This window comes from Anabaena subtropica FACHB-260, assembly GCF_014697105.1.
Taxonomy (GTDB): domain Bacteria; phylum Cyanobacteriota; class Cyanobacteriia; order Cyanobacteriales; family Nostocaceae; genus Trichormus; species Trichormus subtropicus.
In genome coordinates, this window is the sequence record NZ_JACJRF010000001.1 from 19,084 (window position 1) to 40,381 (window position 21,298).

Genomic DNA, 21,298 nt, shown 5'->3' on the forward strand with positions numbered 1-21,298 from the left:
ATCCCCACTCTCCATTCTCAAGGTGAATTATGAAAAAAGACTTCATGTTTACATCTGAATCAGTCACAGAGGGGCATCCTGATAAACTTTGTGATCAGATTAGTGATGCGATCGTAGATCGTTTTTTACAACAAGACCCCTATGCTAGAGTCATTACCGAATGCGCTGCATCTACAGGTATCGTCTTTATTGCTGCCAGATTTGAACCCAATACTAATGTAGATTTCACGAACATAGCCAGACAAGTTATTGATCAGGTAGGTTATGAACAGAAGGAATTTAACGGCAAAAATTGTAGTATTTTGACTAGTTTAAAAGAATTATCTCCTGATCCATATCACTTATTTAATGAACACAAATTATCTGATGCAGAAATAGAGCAAATTACTGTTACCAACCAAGCAACAGTATTTGGTTTTGCTTGTAATCAAACACATACCTTAATGCCATTACCAATCTGGTTGGCACACAAACTAGCCAGACAAATTAGTAAAGTCAAACAGCAAAATATCTTAAGTTATCTGACACCTGATGGCAAAACTCAAGTAGGAGTTGAATATAAAAATCGCCGTCCTTACAGAATCCATAGTATTACCGTAGTTGCCAGCCAAAATAAAGCAGGAAAACCAGAATTAAAGCAATTGCAGGATGATATTAGAGAAACAGTAATTTATCCTGTATTTGCCGATGAAGATATTAAACCAGATGCAAAAACCCGGATATTTATTAACCCCGATGGCCCCTTTATAATTGGCGGCCCGGCGGTACATTCTGGCTTAACAGGAAGAAAAAATGCTATAGATACCTATGGTGAATATTCCAAACATAGTGGTTCGGCTTTGAGTGGTAAAGACCCCATCAGAATAGATAGAGTAGGTGCTTATGTTGCTCGTTATGCTGCGAAAAATGTTGTAGCTGCAAACTTAGCTGATGAATGTGAAGTACAACTAAGTTATTCTATCGGACTTTCTCGACCTGTGAGCGTGCAAGTAGAAACTTTTGGTACAGGGAAGATATCAGATGAAGATATCACGATGTTATTAGAAAAGCATTTTGATTTTCGGCTAGCGGGTATACTAAAACAATTTAATTTAAGACATTTACCCTCATTAACTAAAGGTGGCTTTTATAGAAAACTAGCTGCTTATGGTCATGTAGGTAGACAGGATATAGAACTACCTTGGGAGAAAACAGATAAAGTGGATATGTTTTGAGGTATTACTCAAATCTTGAAAAAAGAAGGCGACAGATACCCATAACCAAAGCTTTATCTTACAGATATTGTAAGATACAGTCATGTCAGAACTAACCTTAACATTAAAACTACCTTTTTATCGACTAAATCAAGTAAAAGCCCTTGAGCTTGAAAGACTAACTACCATCAATACTCAAGTGGCTAACGACTTGCTTTTAATCGATTTACTTTATCCATGATATGAAAGCGATCGCCCTTCCCTCATGCCCAAATTCTTCAAAAAATCAGTAGTGTAGAAAGCACTTTGTCTAGTATTATTTAATATCTACCTTCTAAAATTTTCAAAGAAAATATTTTATGCACCCGCCTCGTAATGTTGTTTTATTAATCACTCATAGTAGTGATTAGGAGTTACGCATTGTGCTAAAATTTATTGCAGATTTGACGATCGCTATCTTCCAAAGCTGTGTTATTTTTCAAATAGTCTTTTACCATAGTGCAAGCATAATCTAGTACATCTAACTGGAGAATTTGCGGTAAATTCCACAGAATCAGTGTGTTGTCATCACCACCTGAAGCCAGCATTACTCCATCCCGGCTGATAGCAATTTTCCTAATGGCGGCGGTATGTCCTGAAAGAGTCGTTAGTTCTGTACCATCAAGTTTCCAAAGCTTGACGGTAGCATCCACACTACCAGAAGCCAGTATTTTGCTGTCAGGACTAAATGCTATTCCCCAAATTGCAGCTGTGTGACCTTTAAATGTTTTGAGTAACTTACCATCAATTGTCCACAGCTTAACTGTATTATCCCCACTTCCAGAAGCGACCATTTTCCCATCAGGACTAAAGGCAACTCTCCAAACTGCTGCGGAGTGTCCAACGAGGGTTGTCAGCAACTTACCATCTAGTGTCCACAGCTTCACAGTGGCATCAGCACTGGCTGAAGCAACCATTTTCCCATCAGGACTAAAGGCAACTTGCCAAACTTCGGCTTGATGTCCTTTGAGAATCTGCGGTGCAGGCTGATTGATATTCCATATCTGAGCAATCTTGTCAACATTTGCAATGGCGATCGCTTGACCATCGGGACTTAATACTGCTCCTGTAATTTTGCCATGAATATCTTTGTAAGTAGCAACCTTCGTACCATCTCGCCGCTTGAGTGTAACTTTATCATCGTAATCGGGAAGAGCCATTAACTTGCCATCTTCACTGAATGAAACCTCGAATACTACTTTCTTTTGTGTCAAACTTTTCAGCAATTTGCCTTGACGACTCCAAAATTTAGCAGTGTTTTCGTGACTAGCTGTAGCGATGGTAGAACTGTCGGAGGTAATTGCTATTGACCAAATACCCGCACCATGAGCAATCATATTTTTTTGGAATGGATTCTCACTTTGCCAGAGTCTGACAATGCTTTCAGCACCCGCCGAAGCAATAAAGCTACCGTCAGAACTAAAACTCACTCCCCAAACAGAGGCACTATGACCTCTTAGCGTCCTCAGTTGTGTACCATCAATGTTCCACAGTTTGATTGTTTTGTCGAGGCTGGCAGAGGCAATGGTTTGACCATCTGGACTAAAAGTAACTGCCGAAATTCCAGCACTATGACCCAGCAAAGTTTTATCAAGACGATAGCTGCCATTTGTGCTATCTCGCCGCCAAAGTTTGACAGCTTTATCTTCACTCGCCGAAGCAAGTGTCTGGCCGTCAGGACTGAAAGCTACTCCCACAACCCAACCTGTATGACCCTTAAGCGTTTGTAGAGGTTTGGCGTTCTGCCAGCCTGAATTGTCTCGTTGCCAAAGTTTTATTGTCCCGTCTAGATTGGCAGCAGCAACTGTTTGACCATCGGGACTGAAAGCGACTCCCCAAAACCCTGCTCTGTAACCTGGAAAAGTTTTGAGTAAAGTCCCATCTTGCCGCCAGATTCTTACCGTTTTGTCCCAACCAGCAGAGGCTAGAAACTGACCATCCCGACTAAAGGCGACTCCCCAAACTGAAGCAGTGTGACCTTTAAAAGTCTGAAGTAAAGTGCTGTCTCGTTTCCAAAGTTTAATAGTACCATCCTCGCTTGCCGAGGCCAGCATTTGGCCATCGGGACTAAATTTAACTGATCTAACTGCTCCCTTATGACCTTTGAGAGTGGCAATTTCTTTACCATCTCGTTGCCAAAGCTTGATTGTTCTGTCCATACTGACTGAAGCGATTAAAGAACTGTCAGGACTGACATCTACTGCCATAACAGATGCGTTATGACCCCATAAACGGTTGTACTCATCTGTACCATAAACAGCTTGCCGCAGTACATTGTCCGCCTGATTTTTAATATCTTCATTGGGATTTTCTAGTTTTTGGAGTTGATGTTTGGCTTTAATTGCTTCTACGAGCGCATCTAAAGAGCGATTTGAGGCGAACATTCCCTCGGAAGAAGATATGAGTGCGCGAATTTCGCTGTTTTTGGCTTGAGTTTCACTGGTTTTGGTTTGGCGGTATAAAATGTAAATTCCGATAGCCAAGCTGCTAGAAATTAGGAACTTAATACACATTCCCATCAGCAGCAATCTTTGTAATTTAGTAGCTTTTTTTTCTTGTACTAATCTGGCTTCTACTTCTTGTAACCTTGCTGCTTCTAATGTTGTTCGGATTTCTTTCTGTTCATATTCTTGACTAGCAGTAAAAAAATGATAATCCAAATTGCTCAAACTTTTGCCTTGCGACCAATTTTGAGCATCTTTTAGTGCCTGTCCCCGCAGTAAACGTGACTCGTCTTGATAACCGGATGCTACCCAAGCATTAAATATTTGCGAGTAAGGACGCAAATTATCTAACTGTCTGATTACCCATTGGTGATTGAAAACATGGCGATAAATAGGATTTTTAATTTTGAGATAGCCGTTCTGCTTTTGGACTAAACCAGACAACAATAGTTCTGTTTGTTCTTGACTATCATCGACCGCTATAGGTAAAGTACCCGCCTCCGCTTGTAACACTAGCTGATAAATACCTAACAACCTGCCAGCACGTTGTTCGTTGAACAAAAGGCGATCGCGAATGGTGCGTAGGTGTTCTGGTTCATCTTTTCCTTCCCAGTGTTGAATAATATGCTTTTGTACCAGTTGCTCTACCCAATACCCTGCTGTGGCTGGAGGCAAATCAATTTTATGCTTTGGTCTTTCCCATGCAGCTTGCACCACTAAATGACAAAGTTTTTGCGTCAAAAAAGGTTGTCCACCTGTCCAGTCAATAATTTTCTGTAATACTGCTTGCGGTTGACTGACTACTTCTTCTAACCCTGTGAGTAATGGTGTAGCTTCATCGAGTGTAAAACCATACAACTGAATTGCCATACCAATGTTAAAGGGTGTGCGACGCTTATCAGTAATTAGGTCAGATGGACTAACCACCCCAAACAGCGCAAATCCTAAACGTTGAAATTTTGGGTCGTGCGCTCTTTGGTTATAACAATGACGAATCCAGGCAAAAAAGTCACTAACTGAAAAATTTAAGCTCAACAAACTATCGATTTCATCAATAAAGATAAAAATTCGATCACCTTGTTTTTGCGACAGTAAAATCTCTTCTAAAAACTGATTTAATTTCTGTATAGGAGACAAACCTGCCTGCATCTCCCACCATTGTTTAAAATTAAATTCTTGGGTCAAATTCAAGCCATAAAAAAGACTGATAATGATCCCTTTGTACCATTGTTCTGTTGTTGTATTCTCACTACCTAAGCGTGTAACATCGATATAAATACAGCTATGACCCTCTTTCGTTAGATGAGCGCTTGTACGATGTAGTAAGGATGATTTACCCATTTGGCGAGAATTGAACACATAACAAAAATCACCAGCTTTTAAGCTGGCATAGAGTTGTTTATCCGCCTGACGGATAACGTAGTTCGGATCATTACTAGGGAGACTGCCACCAACCTGATATTTCATGTTACTTTAGGCAAGAAAAAAATTATAATAGCAATTCAATATGAAGAGGCATATAATTAGCCTGATCATTTTATGTATGCCTCCAGAGTTCTAGTCTAAGGGCGTTAATGTGCAATTTTTCATAGAATAGGTATAATTTCTATAGTTAATACTGACATTTAAAAGTTAGCAATAACATCATTTCAACAGCATAATACTATAAAATAATTATTTTTTTTAGGCACATTAATTGCCTATCTTTTGTCTTAAATATCTTAAATGTCTTAAATGTCTTAAATGTCTCTATTTTTTAAAAAATTAATGCTTTAACTGTCTTAAATTTCCTTTAAATTTCATTACGAAAATAAGATTATATTGCCAGGTAGATTTCCAGCGACTTTCCTCGCGGCATTCATATATGGAATTAAATAAATTTCTCCTAAAAAAAGCAATTAAAAACTTTTGGTAAGGGAAAAAGGAAGAACAAAGAAAACCGAAAATTATAAAAATATTCCTCTTCTTTCCTACTCTGAAATATTAGTGGATTTCCTGTCCCCCATTGGCAGGTTGTAAGCATTGAACCTCATCAATGCTTCCACCATAAGCCATACCTGATTTCCTGGGATTTTTATAGGGATTGATGATCTTAAAATCTGCGTGATTAGGCAAATTGCTTAAACCATTGTGGAAAAATGCTTGGAAAAATAAGCGCGATAGAGTTCACAACGCGGTACGATGCGATCGCCTTCAAAGTCAATTAATCCTAGACTTTCTAGTTTATAAGCATCTATAGGATCAATAACAACACTTTGATTGGCTGCAACTAGTTTAGTATATACTCTGACTAAATTAGGATTAGCTTGTAATTTTACCCAATGTTGCTGTAAATGATGGCGGTAAATGCCACCATTGGTAATCGCTTCTTGGATTAACTCTCCTAAAGTCATAGTCCCAGAGCTAAGATAATACAACGCAAGTTGAATCAGTGCCGGATGACCGCCAACAACAGACCTCAACTTTGCCGATTCTTTACCATCTGTCCACTGTAGCCCATAGCGTCTAGCCAAATCTTCTACCTGTTGCTGGGTAAATTCATGCAGACGAATAGGTAATCCGATGTTAAATGGGGAGTGGTTAATATCTGGAGAAATATAGTGTTCTGTGGAGTAAACCACTACTAATCTCAGCTTGTGCCAATTGTGATTTTGTCGTGCTTCCTCGCACCAAGAACGCAATAAGGCAAAAAAATCACCAGCAATGTGAGGATACTCAAAAAAGCGATCAACATCGCTCAACACCAAAACTATAGGGCTATTACTCTGTTTGAGAATATAGTTTTGCAAATACAAGCTACAACTCAACTTACAACCAACTTCTTCATCCCATAGCTCATCAAGATTGATATTAATCCCTAATTGTTTGGCAATTTGCCAACAAAGACAACGCAAAAGCTTATTTAAGTCAGTAAAACATTGGCTATCAATCTGGCTGCACTTGATATGGACTGTATGATATTTTTGTGTCTTGGCAAAGGCACAAACACGCAGCACCAAAGAAGTTTTACCCATCTGTCTGGGGGCCCGAATCCGAATTACGCAGCCTGTTTGAGTCACTTGTTGATATACTAGTTCCTCTATTGGCGGACGCTCAACATAGAAAGGCGAATCTAGAGGTACAGCTCCATTCGGATATGACCAATGATTTTCTACTTGTATGGACGAACTCTCTGACAAAAAACCGGATATTTCGGTTTCATTCTCTTGGTTTAAAAGTGTGTAATCTTCTTCATTTATTTCTAAGTTAAAGGCACTAAAGCACAATTTTAAAGTTTTTTGATCTATACTTGCACTCAAAGACCATAATCGACTTAGCGTTTTAGCTGAAATGTTGATTTGTCTGCTTAATTCCTCTAAAGTTAAGCGATCGCCTTTATTTTCTAATATCTCCCAAGCTAAAATCGCTTCTTGTAATCGTTGTAGTCCGGTAGGAGTTAATACAACACCGCGTTTTCTCTTACTCTTTGTTTGGTGTAGTTTCATAGGTTATGTACGAACAACTTTTTGTCGACACACAATCTACTTGGTAGATGCTGATTATCCAATTGCTGTGCGTCAAATATTTAACAATTTTAATTTGAACAATAGCCACTTTTAGGAGCAAAAATGCTGCATAAAAATTAGCCAGATTTTACTCAAGCTACTTAGAGTTGTAAATCAAATTTGTTGCACAATAAGCTAAAAAGCTAAATTTTAGATAAATCTAGAATTTAACAATTCTTAAGATTTGAGCCAATTTAGACTTTACTGAGCAACAAATTTTTTGGTCAATTTATTAACTACCATTTTAATTTACTTCATATATTTACCTATAATTTTGAAATTTTCATGAACCTCTCTATGCCAATTATAGAGTCTTTTCATACATCAACTGACGGTATATTAACATGACGTGAGTTCGGCGGGAATTGGTGAACGGTATCAGAATTTTGGCTCAATGCCATTGTGCCGCTTTGTACTTCAATTCCTTACGTCCCCTACTTGTTCAATCAAAAGCATTCATGACAAGGATTTCAAGCCAAATGGTGGAATTTTTTATGAATCATTGCTATACCCCTTGATGAAACGGTAGCAATTGTTGCTAATGGCACAAGGCATTAGCAGTAAGATTTCTGGATGAACTTTGGTAAAAACTTCCCACTTGAAGCAGACACTGAAATTTTTACTCACAATTTGGGAAATTTGATAGTAACTGCTGTTGATGCAACGCAAAAGATAAATGATGAATTGCAATAATTTCCAGAAATTAGTAGCACTTGCAAATGAACACGGGATTAATTGCCAGGCAACCCCAGAACAGTGCTTGGTTGCATCCTTACCTGGATACGATGATTTCTTATTAGCTTTTACTTGGTCTGGTGCGGTTGAAGGAGAATCACCAGAACATGAATTAATAGCAATTAGTGTACAGGATATTACTCAAGAAAGAATGGTGGCAGCTTGGCAGATTCCTACTTATTTATTTGGCTACGTTTTAAGGCAAGCACAGATGCTTGTAGCTGCTCATATAGATTTTATGAGATGACAGATAAACTATAGCCCAAAGCTATATCTATACTCTCTAAGTTCCAAATTCTTACCTAAGATACTGACAGGAGTCGTATCCTTAGTATACTGTCAGATACTATCATGAACCCTGATTGTTCAATTTGGGATTAGCTAGAATTTCAAGTGTTTTTCCAGCAGATACAGACTAGTTTTGGAGTTTCTGGCTCAATCTAGTTAAATCCTATCAACGACATATTTCCATAAACAAACAAGTTGAGTTTAGGTACATATCTAAAGATAGATACAATGCACTATAAAAAAGTTTACATTTGTCGTGGGATGTAAAGAAATTAATAAAAACACATGGCTGACATTGTTGATACTGCTGTAAACGCTGGCTCTTTCAACACACTAGTTGCTGCGGTTAAGGCCGCTGGGCTAGATGATACTCTCAAAGGTGTTGGACCATTCACAGTTTTTGCACCAACTGATGAGGCATTTGCTAAACTTCCAAAAGGTACGGTAGATTCTTTACTGAAAGATATTCCAAAGCTCAAGAAAATTCTGACTTATCATGTTGTTTCAGGCAAAGTTCTAGCAGCAGATGTAGTTAAGCTGAAGTCAGCTACTACTGTAGAGGGTTCAGATGTAAAAATTGACGCTTCTAATGGTGTCAAGATCAATGATGCAACTGTTGCAACACCGGATGTTGCTGCTGATAACGGTGTTATTCACGTAATTGACACAGTGTTGATTCCTGCGTAAATAAACTCTGAAACAGAGAATAGTATTAGTGGGGCGGTGATTCTAGATAATCATCGCCCCACTAATTTTACTAAAAAGAGCGATCGCGCCCTAGCATTTTCTCTCACTTAGTTAACTAGTACCGCAAGGCGGAAGTCAACAGTTAAAAGCCAAAAAAGGTATTCCAGGCTTTTGCGCCATTTAAAATGGTATGTCAACTATGCCGTACAGTACTAGTTGATGGCTTTTTTAGTTCTTGTTCACCTCACGAGCCATGTTGAGGTAGTAGTCATCCATTTTGGCTTTAGGACGACGAGTAGTAGTAGGAGTGAAAATTTCAGGAGTAGCATTCTGAGCCGATTGCATCGGTTCTTTAGCTCCAGATTCCTTTATGCTTTGCGCTTCATCATTTTCCAAGAAATAACCAGATTTAGTAAATCCAAAAATCTTGGCAAAAAAGCCAAAGATATTGCTTACTAAACTCAACAAACCTTTGAAGAAAACACCAAACAAGCCTTCAAGTCGAAGAAACAAGTTCCGAAGAATTTGAATTAGACGAAACATAGCATCACCCTCGCAGATTGCCTATTATTATTATCGTCTTTGAAAAAATAATGCGACATCCATGTAGGGAAATAGGTTTTGATCAGAGATTTGCCACTACTATCTGCTAATCTAGGTTTGCATCAATGAGTTGGGCAACAGATGGCAATTCGTAATCTATTTACAGCAGGTGGCGTGGTTATGTGGCCACTGCTGGTATTTTCTTTATTAGGTGTGGCACTAATTATAGAACGTGTCATCTTTTGGGTAAAAGTCACGGGTAAGCAAAACCGTGTAGTACATGAAGTTTTAAAGCTATATCGTCTTGATAACGTGGTTAGTGCTTTAGAAGCACTACGGCAAAATGCAGATTTACCCATCGCGCGAATTTTTCTCGCTGCTTTAGAATTGGAGGAGCCAACACCAGAAGAATTTCGATTGGCTTTAGAAAGTGAAGCTCAAGCGGAAATACCTGTACTCAAACGCTTCCAAAATATTTTTGAAACCATAATTGGTCTAGCACCCTTATTAGGTTTGCTTGGTACTGTCTTGGGATTAATTACTTCTTTTGCTTCTTTAGATATCGGTGATGTGGGAGGTACTAAAACAGTTGGTGTGACATCTGGTATTAGTGAGGCTTTGGTATCTACTGCATCTGGCTTAGTTGTAGCTATCTTGACTCTGTTTTTTGCTAATAGCTTTCGGGGATTATACCAGCGTCAGATTGCCTGGATTCAGGAATATGGGGGACAGTTGGAATTACTCTATCGTCGTCGTTACGAGCAAAGAAGGAACCAAGGTTGAAATTTAAATGCGGAGCTACCCAGGAAGTTCCTACAAATTAATGAATTGCTGTATTCAGCGATCGCTAATTGTGTTTTATTGTTACTAGTTACTGATATTAACTGGGGTGTTTGCTGTAGAATTTTTAATTCTATTAGTCTTTTAAAAAGAGTCAATCGTTTTTCGGAGGTAATTTATGACTATTTGGGTAAATGAACAGATTGATCCATCGGGCATGATTCATGCCTGTATTGCTAGTTGTAATGAGTCTCAAGCGAAAGATTGCCATGAGTCATTTCAGGATAACTTGACCGATAATCAAAAAGCTTCTGGTTGGGTGGCACGCTTGCGGACTGTCAATTCTTGGGATGAAGTGCCGGTGAATGCTTTAAAACTTGATTAGTAATCATTACAAATTACGAGTTACTAAGTATAGAGGTACTAGCAAAGTCAAAGGAGGTTAATAAAGGATAAAAATTAGATTAAAAATTTACAAAGTGTTGAGATTTTTTCCAACTTTCATGATTTGTGGGAAGTATTAAGAGTTATCATCGATTCTAAAGAATAAATTAAAAAGTTACAAAAACCGAATCAATGTGGTGAACTATCCCATAGTGTATGCTGCGGAGCAAAGCCGTCCCATTAATTTGGTTGGTAAAAAGGGACTAGAGGTTCAAATTTACATTCATTCTCCCAGTCCGTATATCTGTGCCAACCGCGAACGGATATTACCAGATTGGCAAGAGCAAACTTTATTCTGGGTTGTGATTGTCTTACAACAATCCCAATATCCATTGGTGAAAAGTACGGCAGAAATCGAAAGAGAAAAAGAACGTTTGCGAGAAAAGTTTATGAGGTTTGGCTGCGATTTAGCTTTTAACTTGCACGATCGCGGTTACATGGCAGACCTGATAGATCCCCGTACTGGCTACCCTTTACTTTCTCGTCCAGGAGAAATTCCCCATAACGACACAGCAGTTGTCAAAGCTCTCCTTAATTACCCAGTCTTAAAAAACAAATGTTCTGTGATAGTTCATCCTACTTGGGGTACTGCTGTTTATCCGAGTATTTTTATCTCCGCAGCACCACCAATGATTGTGGAATGGGCGATTAGAAGCATAGCATCCATGCACGGGTGGCAAGAAGTTGAGGAAGAATCGGTGGTCAGTAGTCAGTAATATTAAAGATAGTTTCCCCTGATAACCAGTTAATGGAAGCTCAGACAGTCGAAAAATTTGATGGTACTGCTATTTACTTCCCTTTGATGAATGGCAGGTATGAAGTCAAGCCGGGAATGGAAGCTTTTGGTTGTGATTTGGGTAATGGTCAGGCTGACAAGCAGGTATTTCAAATTGATGAGTGTTTCGCTGATTACAGACAAGCTAAACTTTTAGCCCGTGGTGAAAGGTTAAGCAAGTACTACCAGACTTGTAATTATACTCAAGCTGTAGGGGGAGCGATCGCTCGTTTAATTATTGAGCGTCTCATTCAAGAACACCCGCAACACTTTGACTTACATCAAACAGCTAACACTTGGCAATTTCATAGCTATTTGACTCAAGAAACCCTTTACCTCAATGCAGACTTGGAGTTGCAACAAGTCTCCACTCTAGGTAGTCCAGTCTTTCCTGCTTACGCCTCCACCCTTGACGCTTTAGCCGCACAGCTACAAGAAGATTTAACGGTAATTTGTCGTAGTGCTGATGGTAGCAATTGGCTCAGTGCAGTCCATCTATGCTATCCCAACCATTGGTCAGCCGAAGAAAAAATTGGCAGAGATTTTGCCGCAATTCATGCACCTGTGGCTGGGATGGAAAAAATCAATCGTCGAGCTGAGGCGATCGTCAATACAATGATTGCGAGAAAACCGACAGTACGCTTTGCTTGGGGTTTGAGTACGGACACCCGCCTCAACCATCATCCCGAACCACCCCCTAATGTATCAGCTAGTCAGTGGCAAGGTAGAAAATTTGATCTACAATCTCCCAGACTTTATCTGCGAATCGAGCGTCAAGTAATTTGGGGTTTACCAGAGTATGACACTGCACTTTTTACCATTCGCACTTATTTTCGTGATTGTAGCGTAGTTAAACAAGACTCAGTTCTACGGTCTAAGCTATATGCTGCTGTTGAGTCGATGTCAGCAGAATCTCTGATTTATAAAGGCTTGGCGGAGAGTCGGGACAGTATTTTGCAGTGGTTTAGGTAGGGAATTGGAGAATAATTCAACTATTTTTAGGTTTACGCAATTGCCGAGAACCAATAGGAACAAGAACTTGGTTGAGGCTACGCAGTTGTTCGGCTGTACCCATGCAAATGAGCGTATCTCCTGGCATTAAGACTGTATCGCCAGTGGGGCCGCCGATAAGCATACCATCTAGACGACGAATAGCGAGAACTAACGCTCCTGTTTGCGATCGCAGTTTGGCTTTTTGCAAACTTTGACCAACGAAGGGACAAAAGGCGGGATCAAGTAAAAATTCTTCCATGTACAATTGGCGGTCTGCACCTGTGAGAATCCCATCTACAAAGTCTAGAACCTGTGGTCTGAGAGCAGCAGCAGCCATGCGCTTACCGCCAGTGATATAGGGGGAAATCACGGCATCAGCACCACCACGCTGTAACTTTTGTAAAGCTTCTTCCGTACTGGCGCGAGCGATCGCTCTAATTTGGGGATTCAGAGTTTTTGCTGATAAAACTGTGTATAAATTCTCAGCATCAGAAGGGAGAGCCGCAACCAAACAAATTGCTCTCTCAACACCAACTTTTAACAGCGTTTCATCGAGAGTAGCATCTCCTGGGTATGCTGTATGACCCTCTGCTTGCGCCCTTTCTACCGATTCGAGATCAGAATCAATCACCACAAATGGTACACCCTCTGCCCGAAATTCCTTGGCAATTTGACGACCAGTCCGACTAAACCCGCAGATGATGTAATGTTCTGATAGGGATTCCATTAACCGCCTCTGTTGCCTGAGCCGAATACCTTGTTGAAAGTAACCTTGAATAACTGCTTCTGTAAATCTGTTGACAATGTAACCGATGTTGATCACACCCAACAAAATTAGGGTAATTGTAAACAAACGTCCACGACTACCGAGGGGGTTAGTTTCACCATATCCCACCGTTGCTAAGGTAATGACAGTCATGTAAGCCGCATCTTCCCATGTCCAACCCTCGACAAAGCGATACCACAAAGTACCGATAATTAAGACACCACCGAGAGCGATCGCCCCAGCCATTAACTCTTTTTGGATGCGTTGGTATTTCTGCTCAAGAGTTGAATACAAAGTTATTTTCCACCACTGTCAAATTAAAGCTGACGCCAGGAGACTCTCTGTTTTGGGAGGATATAAGGGTTTTGAACAACGATACTTCTGTACCCCTAATCCAAACTATTAGATTTTCTTTACTCATGCTTAAGTTCTAATAATGTTAAGCTCAAGAGACAGTAAGAAACACAATAAATAAAAAGTTATTTTTAAGAAATTCTAGGAAACTAGTAAGTAAGTATACGATTAAAACTTCGCAGGAGGAGCGTTAGTGAGCCTACAAACTCTAATCGAGCAAGCCACGAACTTCCCAGAGTCAGGTTCTGCTGCATCTAGCACCTTTAGTACAGATAGCTTTGACGCATCTGTTATGTCCACATACGGACGGTTTCCCCTCGCCCTCGAACGGGGTGCAGGTTGTCGAGTGTGGGATACCCAGGGCAGAGAATACCTAGACTTTGTGGCCGGGATTGCCACTTGTACACTAGGACACGCCCACCCAGCTATGGTAGAAGCGGTGACACGCCAAATCCAGAAGCTGCACCACGTTTCTAATTTGTACTACATTCCCGAACAAGGTGAATTAGCCCAATGGATTATTCAACACTCCTGCGCCGATCGCGTATTTTTCTGTAATTCTGGCGCAGAAGCCAACGAAGCAGCCATCAAACTAGCACGTAAATATGCCCATACAGTATTAGACATTGAAAAGCCGATTATTTTAACTGCCAACGCGAGTTTTCACGGTCGGACTTTGGCAACTATTACCGCTACAGGGCAAGCAAAGTATCAAAAATATTTTGACCCCCTAGTACCTGGATTTTACTATGTAGATTACAACGATATCAGTGCGATAGAGACAGCAATTAGCGAGTTAGATGAAGGAGATTATCGCGTTGCGGCAATTCTCATCGAACCATTACAAGGGGAAGGTGGTGTTCGTCCTGGTGATGTGGAGTACTTCCGCAAGCTGCGGCAGATTTGTGATGAAACTGGCGTTTTGTTGATGTTCGACGAAGTGCAAGTAGGGATGGGACGCAGTGGTAAATTGTGGGGTTATGAGTATCTGGGTGTAGAACCAGATATTTTCACCAGTGCTAAAGGTTTGGGTGGTGGTATCCCCATCGGGGCGATGATGAGTAAGAAATTCTGTGATGTGTTCCAACCAGGAGAACACGCCAGCACTTTTGGTGGTAATCCTTTTGCTTGTGGTGTGGCTTTGGCTGTGTGCCAAACGTTGGAAAGAGAAAATATTTTGCAGAATGTGCAAGATAGAGGGGAACAATTGCGGAGTGGGTTGAGAGCGATCGCTGCTAAATATCCCCATCATCTCACTGAAGTGCGCGGTTGGGGTTTAATCAATGGTCTGGAATTAAATGCAGATATCCAGTTAACTGCTGCTGATGTAGTCAAAGCCGCCATCAATGAGGGCTTATTGCTAGTACCAGCCGGGCCAAAAGTCGTCCGCTTTGTCCCACCGTTAATTGTCACTGAGGCAGAAGTCAACACGGCTTTACAAATTGTGGAAAAAGCTTTAGCAACTGTGACTGCTTAAATTGTGAATCCCGAAAGCGAGGATGGGTGATTTTGTGCCTATTTCTCGCTTTCCTTTTGAGACAACTTTTCCACAAAACTCTGATGTTCTGCACTAGCTAAACCCTGCTGCAAAACTTCTAAAACCTTAGCTAAATTACCTGTCAATAAAGCCAATTTATCTAACCACAACCCCGGAAATACCTGAGAACAAATCACACCATCAGTATTAGCTTCCATCTGAACATATTCCCCTTCACGTAACTTGAAGCAGTCAAATTGAGCATCATAAACTCGCCACACCAAATACTCTTGTACTTGATTACGACGGTACACTTTTAGTTTGTCGTGTAAATCAATCGACACACTACTTGCAGCAACCTCCACAATTAACTCAGGCGCACCTTCAATATAGTCATCATTGCTAACGGTGGTTTGTCCGCCATTAGTAATTCTCAAACACGCATCTGGTTGAGGCTCATTATCTGCATCTAGACGTACAGTAGCATTATCAGCTAATCTAACTCCGGGCGTGGCAACTTTGTAAACTCCCAACCAAAGCATGATGTCAGCATGGGGTTCACCGTGACCTGTAACTCTTAACGGGGATGCCATATAAACAATTCTTTCAATCAGTTCAGCTTTTTTCACTTGCGGCATAGCATCATAACGACGCTCAAATTCAGGTCGTGTGAGTTTGTCACCGTTTTCCAAAGGCGGAAGGGTTGAAAGGAGAGTGATAGGCGCGTCAGTAAGTCTCATGGTTTTTCCTAGAGCAATTCAACCATAATCACATTGTGAATTAAATATCTACAGGATGCTGCCCATAATAGGGTAAAGCCTCCGACCAATTAGGGCGCTTACCTTGTTGCCATTCTAAATAAGCTAGTTCTAAAATACTTGTCACAGTTGCAGCTAACTCTGATTTGGCTGCTACTAACTGGTAATCAGTTTGTAAGTTAGCTAAAGTCTGTTGCCATGCTTCTGGTGTAAATACTGTATCAGACAACAAAGTGATTAATTCATTAGTATTAGGAGAAAGTTGGTAAATAGCACCAAAAATCTGTCCCCGTTGGGCTGGCATTTCTACAGCGATCGCTTGTTTTTGTTGACTCTTACTTACTTCTAACCAAGCAACTGCTGCTAAGGTAGAAATCCCAAACACAGGAATGTCTAATTGCTGCCCTAAAGTGCGGGCAATAACAACACCAATGCGAGTTCCTGTATAACCTCCAGGCCCTTTGGCAACGGCAATAAAATCCAAGTCTTGCCAAGTTTGGGGCGCGATAAATTCCAGTAAATATTGATGAATATAACTAGATAAATCCCGTCCTAAATTCCAAACCTGAGAGCGAGTTTCACCAGCAAAATTACCAATTGCTAAACCCAATTCAGGAGTAGTAGTATGCAGGGATAAACCGTATTTTCTTAATTTAAAGTCTTCTAATTGCGTAGTCAAAGTTAATTACAATATTAATTTTTATACAGTTGACATAATTTATTTATTCAACCATACAATAGCAACTTTGGCACTACCCAAACAATCATCAGCAAAATAAAATGTCTACTTTTAGGGCTTAATGGGGATTGATACATTTAAGATCCTCACAACCAAAACGTTCAGTCATCATTGCTGATAGCTGTTGTGAAGCTTGACTATCAAGGTTCAATTCTTGCTGAATTTGCTCATAAGCCTCTCCCTTGACTATCCTCGTTGCCATATTTTGGAACTGTTGCCAAGTTAAATCACTGCCGATAAATGCTTTGGCTAAGGTAATTACCAATTCCTCATAATCATTATCTTCCAGTTTGGTCATCATCCGGTGTTCAATATCCAGGGAATCATCAAAGCAGTAGTACCAGGACTTTGGTTGCTGCTGGAGTACCATTTTGAAAAAATCCTGCTGTTTAGAGCGACTAACGGCGCGATCGCTCTCACTGCATACCATTAAAATAGGAGCAGACATATCACTTTGAGCCTGTTCTAAAACCTTCTCTGCCAATTCCTGAAATATCCGTAACGCTGGAATCCGAAAACCTTGATAACCAAAATTACCAGATGCGTCTTTATTGAACCATTCAAAGTAAATGGGTAAAATTTTGATCAGTAGATCGGATAATAAATAACGACTACCTAAATAAGGTGTGAATAATAAGGCGCGCTCAATTTGTTGGGAATGCTCTAAAGCTAACCAAGCCGCTAAGGTTCCACCGGTGGATAATCCACCGACTACGACTTGTTCACCAAGTGTTTTGGCAATTTGCAACCACTCCAGCACAAACTTTTGATAAGTCTCAATGTCTGTAGGTAATGGTGGAGGCGTTTGGCGATTCCAATCTCCGGCTCGTCCGTGTCCCGGTTGTAAGGGAACCAGAACGTTGTATCCTTGGTTAAATAAAGCTTTTCCTAGTGGCTCAAATTGATAGGGTGCTGCTGTAAAGCCATGTAGGAAGAGACAAACTTTGGATGTAGTTTGGGGATGAATATAGAATTGGGAACGACAAGCTGCGTTCTTAAGTCCAACTTCTGACTCTAATTGATGGACTTGCTCAAGGATATCTATTGTCTTCTGGATGGTCACTCTCATCTCATCATTGGACTTCTGTATGTATCTATACATTGTCGCAAATGGGTAAGCTTCCCCAAGCTAGCAGAAGATATATTGTTGAGTTAATCAAGATACGAAAAAGGTTTCTTTCCCCACTCTCCTTGTCAAATCAAGTAGGTACTAACTCACCGGGACGCAACTTCGACCATTTTCCCATTTCCTTTTTAAAGCTGAGACAACCGACAACATCCCATTCCATTTCGATCACATCTTCTTGAGTCCGAATGTTAACGTTGATTGAGGGTTCATTGGGATCAAAATCTGGGGTTTCAGTCAAATGGGGTTGTTGGTGTTGTGCTTCTACGGCGTTATAAGTTACACAACGGTCTACATAGTGGCAGTTTACGCAAATACACATAATAGAACCAACTCCAGGGGCCTTTATTGTTAATCTAGCTTAAGCTAAAGCATTCAGCACCAGTTACTGGTTAGAGTTTTATTACAATGTCTGGATTTGTTCCTTCTATCCTAGCTCCCGAAAATTGGCCTTTTAGTCTGGAATGGTTGCCACAACCAGCTTACATGGTTGGTGGTGCTGTGCGGGATGCGATTCTGGGCAGAAGTCGTGAATATTTGGATCTAGATTTTGTGATACCATCAAATGCCGTTAAGGTGGCTAGAGCGATCGCTCATCATTATCAAGCTGGCTTTGTCCTACTCGACCCAGTGCGGCGAATTGCGCGGGTGGTATTTCCCCATGCTACAGCCGACTTTGCCCAACAGGAAGGGGATAGTTTAGAAAGAGACCTGCATAGAAGAGATTTTACAATTAATGCGATCGCCTACAATCCCCACACTCAAGAAATCATCGACCCCCTCAACGGTTATGCTGATTTACAGCTTGGTTTATTGCGGATGGTAGCCAAAGCTAACTTAGAAGATGACCCTTTACGCTTATTACGAGCCTATCGTCAAGCTGCTCAACTAGGCTTTACCATTGAACCAGAAACCCAAGCCACAATCCGCGATTTAGCATCACATCTCAGCCAAGTAGCCACGGAACGTGTACGCGTCGAAATTGGTTATTTACTCGCCAGTCCTCTGGGTAATCCTTGGATAGCAATGGCTGGAGATGATGGTTTACTGAAGCAGTTCTTCAAAAGTACTACAGACGAAAGCTTTTATAAGCTAGCAGCAGTTGATACCGTATATGACCTACTTGCAAAACATTGGCCTCAACTAGGCGCAGAACTAGGAAAATACGTCCGTGACACCGTGAAAACCACTTGGTTAAGTATTGCTAAACTTGCTTGTCTAGTCCATCCAGATCCAACAGTTGCAGAAATTGAGCTACACGAACTCACCTACAGTCGTGCAGAAATTCGTGGTGTCACCACTGCTCTGAAGCTATTCACCCAGCTAAAAACAGCCAATACCTTGCGTCAACAATATTTTCTGTTCCAAGAGGCAGGTATGATATTCGGGGCTACAGTTGTTTTAGCTTTAGTACACGATACTCTGGTAGAGGCGATGTCTGGCGACAATCGGCTATCCGTTTACTCTCCATTGATCACCCGCTACCTTAACCCTGATGATCTGGTCGCTCATCCCACTCAGCTAGTAAGTGGTAAAAAGTTAATGATAGCACTCAATGTTCCTGCCTCGCCACTGGTGGGTGAACTCTTAACAGAGATAGCGATCGCCAGAATTGAGGGTAAAGTGGGAACAGCAGAGGAAGCGATCGCCTTTGCTAGACAGCTACTTGAGGGTTAGAGGACTGTTGAGTGTTACTTATATGTGCAGATTCAGAAAGTGGGATATCTTTACAAATCTTAATTAATAATCGTCATCTTTGCCGAAGGAAACACAAGGGCTATCGATTTCCTGCACTGGCTGGAAAGAATTGCAGAAAATGACAGTGGCGCAATTCGCCTCTAATTCTTCAGGGTGAATACACTTAATTGCTTCTTCCACCTTGGTATGAAAAGCGCAATCATCACAGATAGTATGACTCAAGGTATGCGGCGAGTTAATTGAGTCAGACATAAGCCCAAATCCTTGTAAGCTATTCATTAAGTGTAACAAATATCAACACCAAAAAAGCCCAGTAATCACTGTTGGGGAATGGGTGTTGGGCTAGGTAAATTCTTTCGCCTCGGCTCCCTCACTCTCTATATCTTTGGATAATGGCAAAATTCTGTGACAATAGATGAACAGTAAGCCGGAATACCTACTTATCCAAGCTACTCATGAGCCAAAGTTCTCAAAACAGTCCTTCGCAGCGTAAACCATTGCAATCACCTTTCCAGTGGCTTTATGCTTTTTGGAAATTTTCCCGCCCACACACAATTATCGGCACAAGTTTGAGTGTTCTGGGTTTATATTTAATTTCTCTTAGTGTCAGTCCGACAGGTTTTGCTGTGACGCAACTAACTTCCGTGTTAGGTGCGTGGCTAGCTTGTCTATGTGGCAATGTTTATATTGTGGGGTTAAATCAATTAGAAGATATTGAAATTGATAAAGTTAATAAGCCTCATTTACCTTTAGCCTCAGGGGAATTTAGCCGTAGACAAGGACTAATAATTGTTATTTTTACTGGGATTACAGCCCTAGTCTTAGCTTGGCTGAATGGTCCCTATTTATTGGGGATGGTGGCTATTAGTTTAGCGATTGGTACAGCCTATTCTTTACCACCAATTCGGTTAAAACAGTTTCCCTTTTGGGCTGCTTTGTGCATTTTTTCTGTCCGGGGGACAATTGTCAATTTAGGATTATATCTGCACTTTAGTTGGTTACTACAAAACAAACAATCAATTCCCTTACCAGTGTGGGTATTAACTGTCTTTATTTTAGTATTTACCTTTGCGATCGCCATCTTTAAAGATATCCCCGATATGGAAGGCGATCGCCTCTACAATATCACCACTTTCACCATCCAACTAGGGCCACAAGCTGTATTTAATTTGGCGCTGTGGGTGCTAACTGTTTGCTACTTGGGTATGGTGATGATTGGTGTGCTGCGACTAGGTGCAATTAACTCAGTATTTTTAGTAATTACTCATCTAGTTGTTCTGTGTTGGATGTGGATGCAGAGCTTAACTGTAGACATACATGATAGAACAGCGATCGCTCAATTCTATCAATTCATCTGGAAACTCTTTTTTCTAGAATATTTAATGTTCCCTATTGCTTGTCTTTTGGCTTAAAATCATGCTCGACAACTTTCAATTAACTGATACTCTGGCGACTATTGCAGTTCTTGTTAGTATTACCCTATTAATTTATTTTGCAGTAAAAACTTTGATTACTTCTAATTTTTTCCAAAAAGGAGTAAATCTTTATCAACAAAAAGACTATAAAGGTGCAGAAGCGGCTTTTCGCAAAGTTATCGCTATTAACTCTACTAATGATGTAGTCCGCTTGTTTTTAGGAGACGTGTTAAAAGAACAAGGTCAAGTTGCAGAAGCTAAACAATTATATCAAGAAGTAATTCGCCGTAGTCCGAAAAATCCCCAAGGTTACTTACGTCTAGCAACTATTCTGATGCAGGAAAATAAACAAACAGAAGCTAAAACTAACTTAAAAAAGGCTCAGGAATTATTGCAAAAACAGCGTCAACCAGAAACGGCTCAAAAAATTGCTCAATTATTAGAGCAAATGAATACTAAATCAATCTAGATAATACAAGCGATCGCACTAATCCAAAAT

21 protein-coding genes are annotated in these 21,298 nt (G+C 40.5%); 12 read left to right on the forward strand and 9 right to left on the reverse strand.

What is annotated here, in order from left to right; translation table 11 throughout:
• The first annotated feature begins 29 nt into the window (after positions 1 to 29).
• Both metK and H6G18_RS00075 read left to right on the forward strand, forming a co-directional pair.
• Positions 30 to 1,214: a methionine adenosyltransferase gene (metK, locus tag H6G18_RS00070; protein WP_190405037.1), complete on the forward strand. Its 1,185-nt coding sequence runs from the start codon at positions 30 to 32 to the stop codon at positions 1,212 to 1,214.
• Positions 1,215 to 1,296: 82 nt separating this feature from the next.
• Complete coding sequence (locus H6G18_RS00075; protein WP_199311496.1) at positions 1,297 to 1,434, forward strand: hypothetical protein; 138 nt, start codon at positions 1,297 to 1,299, stop codon at positions 1,432 to 1,434.
• Between the two features lie 184 nt (positions 1,435 to 1,618).
• On the opposite strand, the gene H6G18_RS00080 is transcribed toward H6G18_RS00075, so the two are convergent.
• The gene (locus H6G18_RS00080; RefSeq protein WP_190405038.1) at positions 1,619 to 5,143 is read right to left on the reverse strand and encodes a WD40 domain-containing protein; all 3,525 of its coding nucleotides are present in this window, start codon (positions 5,141 to 5,143) and stop codon (positions 1,619 to 1,621) included.
• 653 nt (positions 5,144 to 5,796) lie between these two features.
• Positions 5,797 to 7,161, reverse strand: a complete 1,365-nt coding sequence (locus H6G18_RS00085) for an AAA-like domain-containing protein (RefSeq protein WP_190405039.1) — start codon at positions 7,159 to 7,161, stop codon at positions 5,797 to 5,799.
• Positions 7,162 to 7,897: 736 nt separating this feature from the next.
• On the opposite strand from H6G18_RS00085, the gene H6G18_RS00090 reads away from it, so the two are divergent.
• Entirely contained in the window at positions 7,898 to 8,203 is a 306-nt protein-coding gene (locus tag H6G18_RS00090; protein WP_190405040.1) for a hypothetical protein, read from the forward strand.
• Positions 8,204 to 8,529: 326 nt separating this feature from the next.
• A complete protein-coding gene (locus tag H6G18_RS00095) occupies positions 8,530 to 8,931 on the forward strand; it encodes a fasciclin domain-containing protein (RefSeq protein ID WP_190405041.1) in 402 nt (133 codons plus the stop codon).
• 228 nt (positions 8,932 to 9,159) lie between these two features.
• On the opposite strand, the gene H6G18_RS00100 is transcribed toward H6G18_RS00095, so the two are convergent.
• Positions 9,160 to 9,474 (reverse strand): threonine dehydratase, encoded by a 315-nt coding sequence (locus tag H6G18_RS00100; RefSeq protein ID WP_190405042.1) that lies wholly within the window; start codon positions 9,472 to 9,474, stop codon positions 9,160 to 9,162.
• A gap of 141 nt (positions 9,475 to 9,615) precedes the next feature.
• Between H6G18_RS00100 and H6G18_RS00105 the strand changes: the two genes are divergently transcribed.
• The 4 genes from H6G18_RS00105 to H6G18_RS00120 all read left to right on the forward strand — a co-directional run bounded on the left by H6G18_RS00105 (position 9,616) and on the right by H6G18_RS00120 (position 12,445).
• The gene (locus tag H6G18_RS00105) at positions 9,616 to 10,257 is read left to right on the forward strand and encodes a MotA/TolQ/ExbB proton channel family protein (RefSeq protein ID WP_190405043.1); all 642 of its coding nucleotides are present in this window, start codon (positions 9,616 to 9,618) and stop codon (positions 10,255 to 10,257) included.
• Positions 10,258 to 10,432: 175 nt separating this feature from the next.
• The gene (locus H6G18_RS00110) at positions 10,433 to 10,639 is read left to right on the forward strand and encodes a glycogen debranching protein (RefSeq protein WP_190405044.1); all 207 of its coding nucleotides are present in this window, start codon (positions 10,433 to 10,435) and stop codon (positions 10,637 to 10,639) included.
• A 193-nt stretch (positions 10,640 to 10,832) separates the two neighbouring features.
• Positions 10,833 to 11,414, forward strand: a complete 582-nt coding sequence (locus H6G18_RS00115) for a methylmalonic aciduria and homocystinuria type D protein (RefSeq protein ID WP_190405045.1) — start codon at positions 10,833 to 10,835, stop codon at positions 11,412 to 11,414.
• Between the two features lie 32 nt (positions 11,415 to 11,446).
• Complete coding sequence (locus H6G18_RS00120; RefSeq protein WP_190405046.1) at positions 11,447 to 12,445, forward strand: heme-dependent oxidative N-demethylase family protein; 999 nt, start codon at positions 11,447 to 11,449, stop codon at positions 12,443 to 12,445.
• A gap of 16 nt (positions 12,446 to 12,461) precedes the next feature.
• Here H6G18_RS00120 and H6G18_RS00125 read toward each other — a convergent pair whose 3' ends face one another.
• Positions 12,462 to 13,526 carry a potassium channel family protein gene (locus H6G18_RS00125; RefSeq protein WP_277875546.1) on the reverse strand — a complete coding sequence of 355 codons (1,065 nt, stop codon included), beginning with the start codon at positions 13,524 to 13,526 and terminating at the stop codon, positions 12,462 to 12,464.
• A 253-nt stretch (positions 13,527 to 13,779) separates the two neighbouring features.
• Between H6G18_RS00125 and H6G18_RS00130 the strand changes: the two genes are divergently transcribed.
• Entirely contained in the window at positions 13,780 to 15,063 is a 1,284-nt protein-coding gene (locus H6G18_RS00130) for an aspartate aminotransferase family protein (RefSeq protein WP_190405047.1), read from the forward strand.
• A 38-nt stretch (positions 15,064 to 15,101) separates the two neighbouring features.
• Here the strand turns inward: H6G18_RS00130 and H6G18_RS00135 are convergent, their stop codons facing one another.
• The 4 genes from H6G18_RS00135 to H6G18_RS00150 all read right to left on the reverse strand — a co-directional run bounded on the left by H6G18_RS00135 (position 15,102) and on the right by H6G18_RS00150 (position 18,008).
• Positions 15,102 to 15,803: a Uma2 family endonuclease gene (locus tag H6G18_RS00135; RefSeq protein ID WP_190405048.1), complete on the reverse strand. Its 702-nt coding sequence runs from the start codon at positions 15,801 to 15,803 to the stop codon at positions 15,102 to 15,104.
• A 40-nt stretch (positions 15,804 to 15,843) separates the two neighbouring features.
• On the reverse strand, positions 15,844 to 16,500 hold the full coding sequence (gene tsaB / locus H6G18_RS00140; protein ID WP_190405049.1) for a tRNA (adenosine(37)-N6)-threonylcarbamoyltransferase complex dimerization subunit type 1 TsaB: 657 nt from the start codon (positions 16,498 to 16,500) through the stop codon (positions 15,844 to 15,846).
• A 118-nt stretch (positions 16,501 to 16,618) separates the two neighbouring features.
• Positions 16,619 to 17,629: an alpha/beta hydrolase gene (locus H6G18_RS00145; RefSeq protein WP_190405050.1), complete on the reverse strand. Its 1,011-nt coding sequence runs from the start codon at positions 17,627 to 17,629 to the stop codon at positions 16,619 to 16,621.
• Positions 17,630 to 17,759: 130 nt separating this feature from the next.
• The gene (locus tag H6G18_RS00150) at positions 17,760 to 18,008 is read right to left on the reverse strand and encodes a Ycf34 family protein (protein WP_190405051.1); all 249 of its coding nucleotides are present in this window, start codon (positions 18,006 to 18,008) and stop codon (positions 17,760 to 17,762) included.
• A gap of 86 nt (positions 18,009 to 18,094) precedes the next feature.
• Between H6G18_RS00150 and H6G18_RS00155 the strand changes: the two genes are divergently transcribed.
• Positions 18,095 to 19,363, forward strand: coding sequence for a CCA tRNA nucleotidyltransferase (locus H6G18_RS00155; protein ID WP_190405052.1), 1,269 nt, complete (start codon positions 18,095 to 18,097; stop codon positions 19,361 to 19,363).
• Between the two features lie 63 nt (positions 19,364 to 19,426).
• Here H6G18_RS00155 and H6G18_RS00160 read toward each other — a convergent pair whose 3' ends face one another.
• Complete coding sequence (locus tag H6G18_RS00160) at positions 19,427 to 19,636, reverse strand: hypothetical protein (RefSeq protein WP_190405053.1); 210 nt, start codon at positions 19,634 to 19,636, stop codon at positions 19,427 to 19,429.
• Between the two features lie 203 nt (positions 19,637 to 19,839).
• Here H6G18_RS00160 and H6G18_RS00165 point away from each other — a divergent pair, with 203 nt between their 5' ends.
• Both H6G18_RS00165 and H6G18_RS00170 read left to right on the forward strand, forming a co-directional pair.
• Positions 19,840 to 20,796 (forward strand): homogentisate phytyltransferase, encoded by a 957-nt coding sequence (locus H6G18_RS00165; protein WP_190405054.1) that lies wholly within the window; start codon positions 19,840 to 19,842, stop codon positions 20,794 to 20,796.
• Positions 20,797 to 20,800: 4 nt separating this feature from the next.
• Positions 20,801 to 21,268, forward strand: a complete 468-nt coding sequence (locus H6G18_RS00170; RefSeq protein WP_190405055.1) for a tetratricopeptide repeat protein — start codon at positions 20,801 to 20,803, stop codon at positions 21,266 to 21,268.
• Positions 21,269 to 21,298: the final 30 nt, after the last annotated feature.

Excerpts from the sequence above, each read along its gene's own strand:
- H6G18_RS00145 (WP_190405050.1), bottom strand. The coding sequence starts at position 17,629 with ATGAGAGTGACCATCCAGAAGACAATAGATATCCTTGAGCAAGTCCAT.
- H6G18_RS00105 (WP_190405043.1), top strand. The coding sequence starts at position 9,616 with ATGGCAATTCGTAATCTATTTACAGCAGGTGGCGTGGTTATGTGGCCA.
- H6G18_RS00095 (WP_190405041.1), top strand. The coding sequence starts at position 8,530 with ATGGCTGACATTGTTGATACTGCTGTAAACGCTGGCTCTTTCAACACA.
- H6G18_RS00090 (WP_190405040.1), top strand. The coding sequence starts at position 7,898 with ATGATGAATTGCAATAATTTCCAGAAATTAGTAGCACTTGCAAATGAA.
- H6G18_RS00120 (WP_190405046.1), top strand. The coding sequence starts at position 11,447 with ATGGAAGCTCAGACAGTCGAAAAATTTGATGGTACTGCTATTTACTTC.
- H6G18_RS00165 (WP_190405054.1), top strand. The coding sequence starts at position 19,840 with ATGAGCCAAAGTTCTCAAAACAGTCCTTCGCAGCGTAAACCATTGCAA.
- H6G18_RS00155 (WP_190405052.1), top strand. The coding sequence starts at position 18,095 with ATGTCTGGATTTGTTCCTTCTATCCTAGCTCCCGAAAATTGGCCTTTT.
- metK (WP_190405037.1), top strand. The coding sequence starts at position 30 with ATGAAAAAAGACTTCATGTTTACATCTGAATCAGTCACAGAGGGGCAT.
- H6G18_RS00075 (WP_199311496.1), top strand. The coding sequence starts at position 1,297 with ATGTCAGAACTAACCTTAACATTAAAACTACCTTTTTATCGACTAAAT.
- H6G18_RS00110 (WP_190405044.1), top strand. The coding sequence starts at position 10,433 with ATGACTATTTGGGTAAATGAACAGATTGATCCATCGGGCATGATTCAT.
- H6G18_RS00080 (WP_190405038.1), bottom strand. The coding sequence starts at position 5,143 with ATGAAATATCAGGTTGGTGGCAGTCTCCCTAGTAATGATCCGAACTAC.
- H6G18_RS00135 (WP_190405048.1), bottom strand. The coding sequence starts at position 15,803 with ATGAGACTTACTGACGCGCCTATCACTCTCCTTTCAACCCTTCCGCCT.
- H6G18_RS00160 (WP_190405053.1), bottom strand. The coding sequence starts at position 19,636 with ATGTCTGACTCAATTAACTCGCCGCATACCTTGAGTCATACTATCTGT.
- H6G18_RS00085 (WP_190405039.1), bottom strand. The coding sequence starts at position 7,161 with ATGAAACTACACCAAACAAAGAGTAAGAGAAAACGCGGTGTTGTATTA.
- H6G18_RS00100 (WP_190405042.1), bottom strand. The coding sequence starts at position 9,474 with ATGTTTCGTCTAATTCAAATTCTTCGGAACTTGTTTCTTCGACTTGAA.
- H6G18_RS00150 (WP_190405051.1), bottom strand. The coding sequence starts at position 18,008 with ATGTGTATTTGCGTAAACTGCCACTATGTAGACCGTTGTGTAACTTAT.
- H6G18_RS00170 (WP_190405055.1), top strand. The coding sequence starts at position 20,801 with ATGCTCGACAACTTTCAATTAACTGATACTCTGGCGACTATTGCAGTT.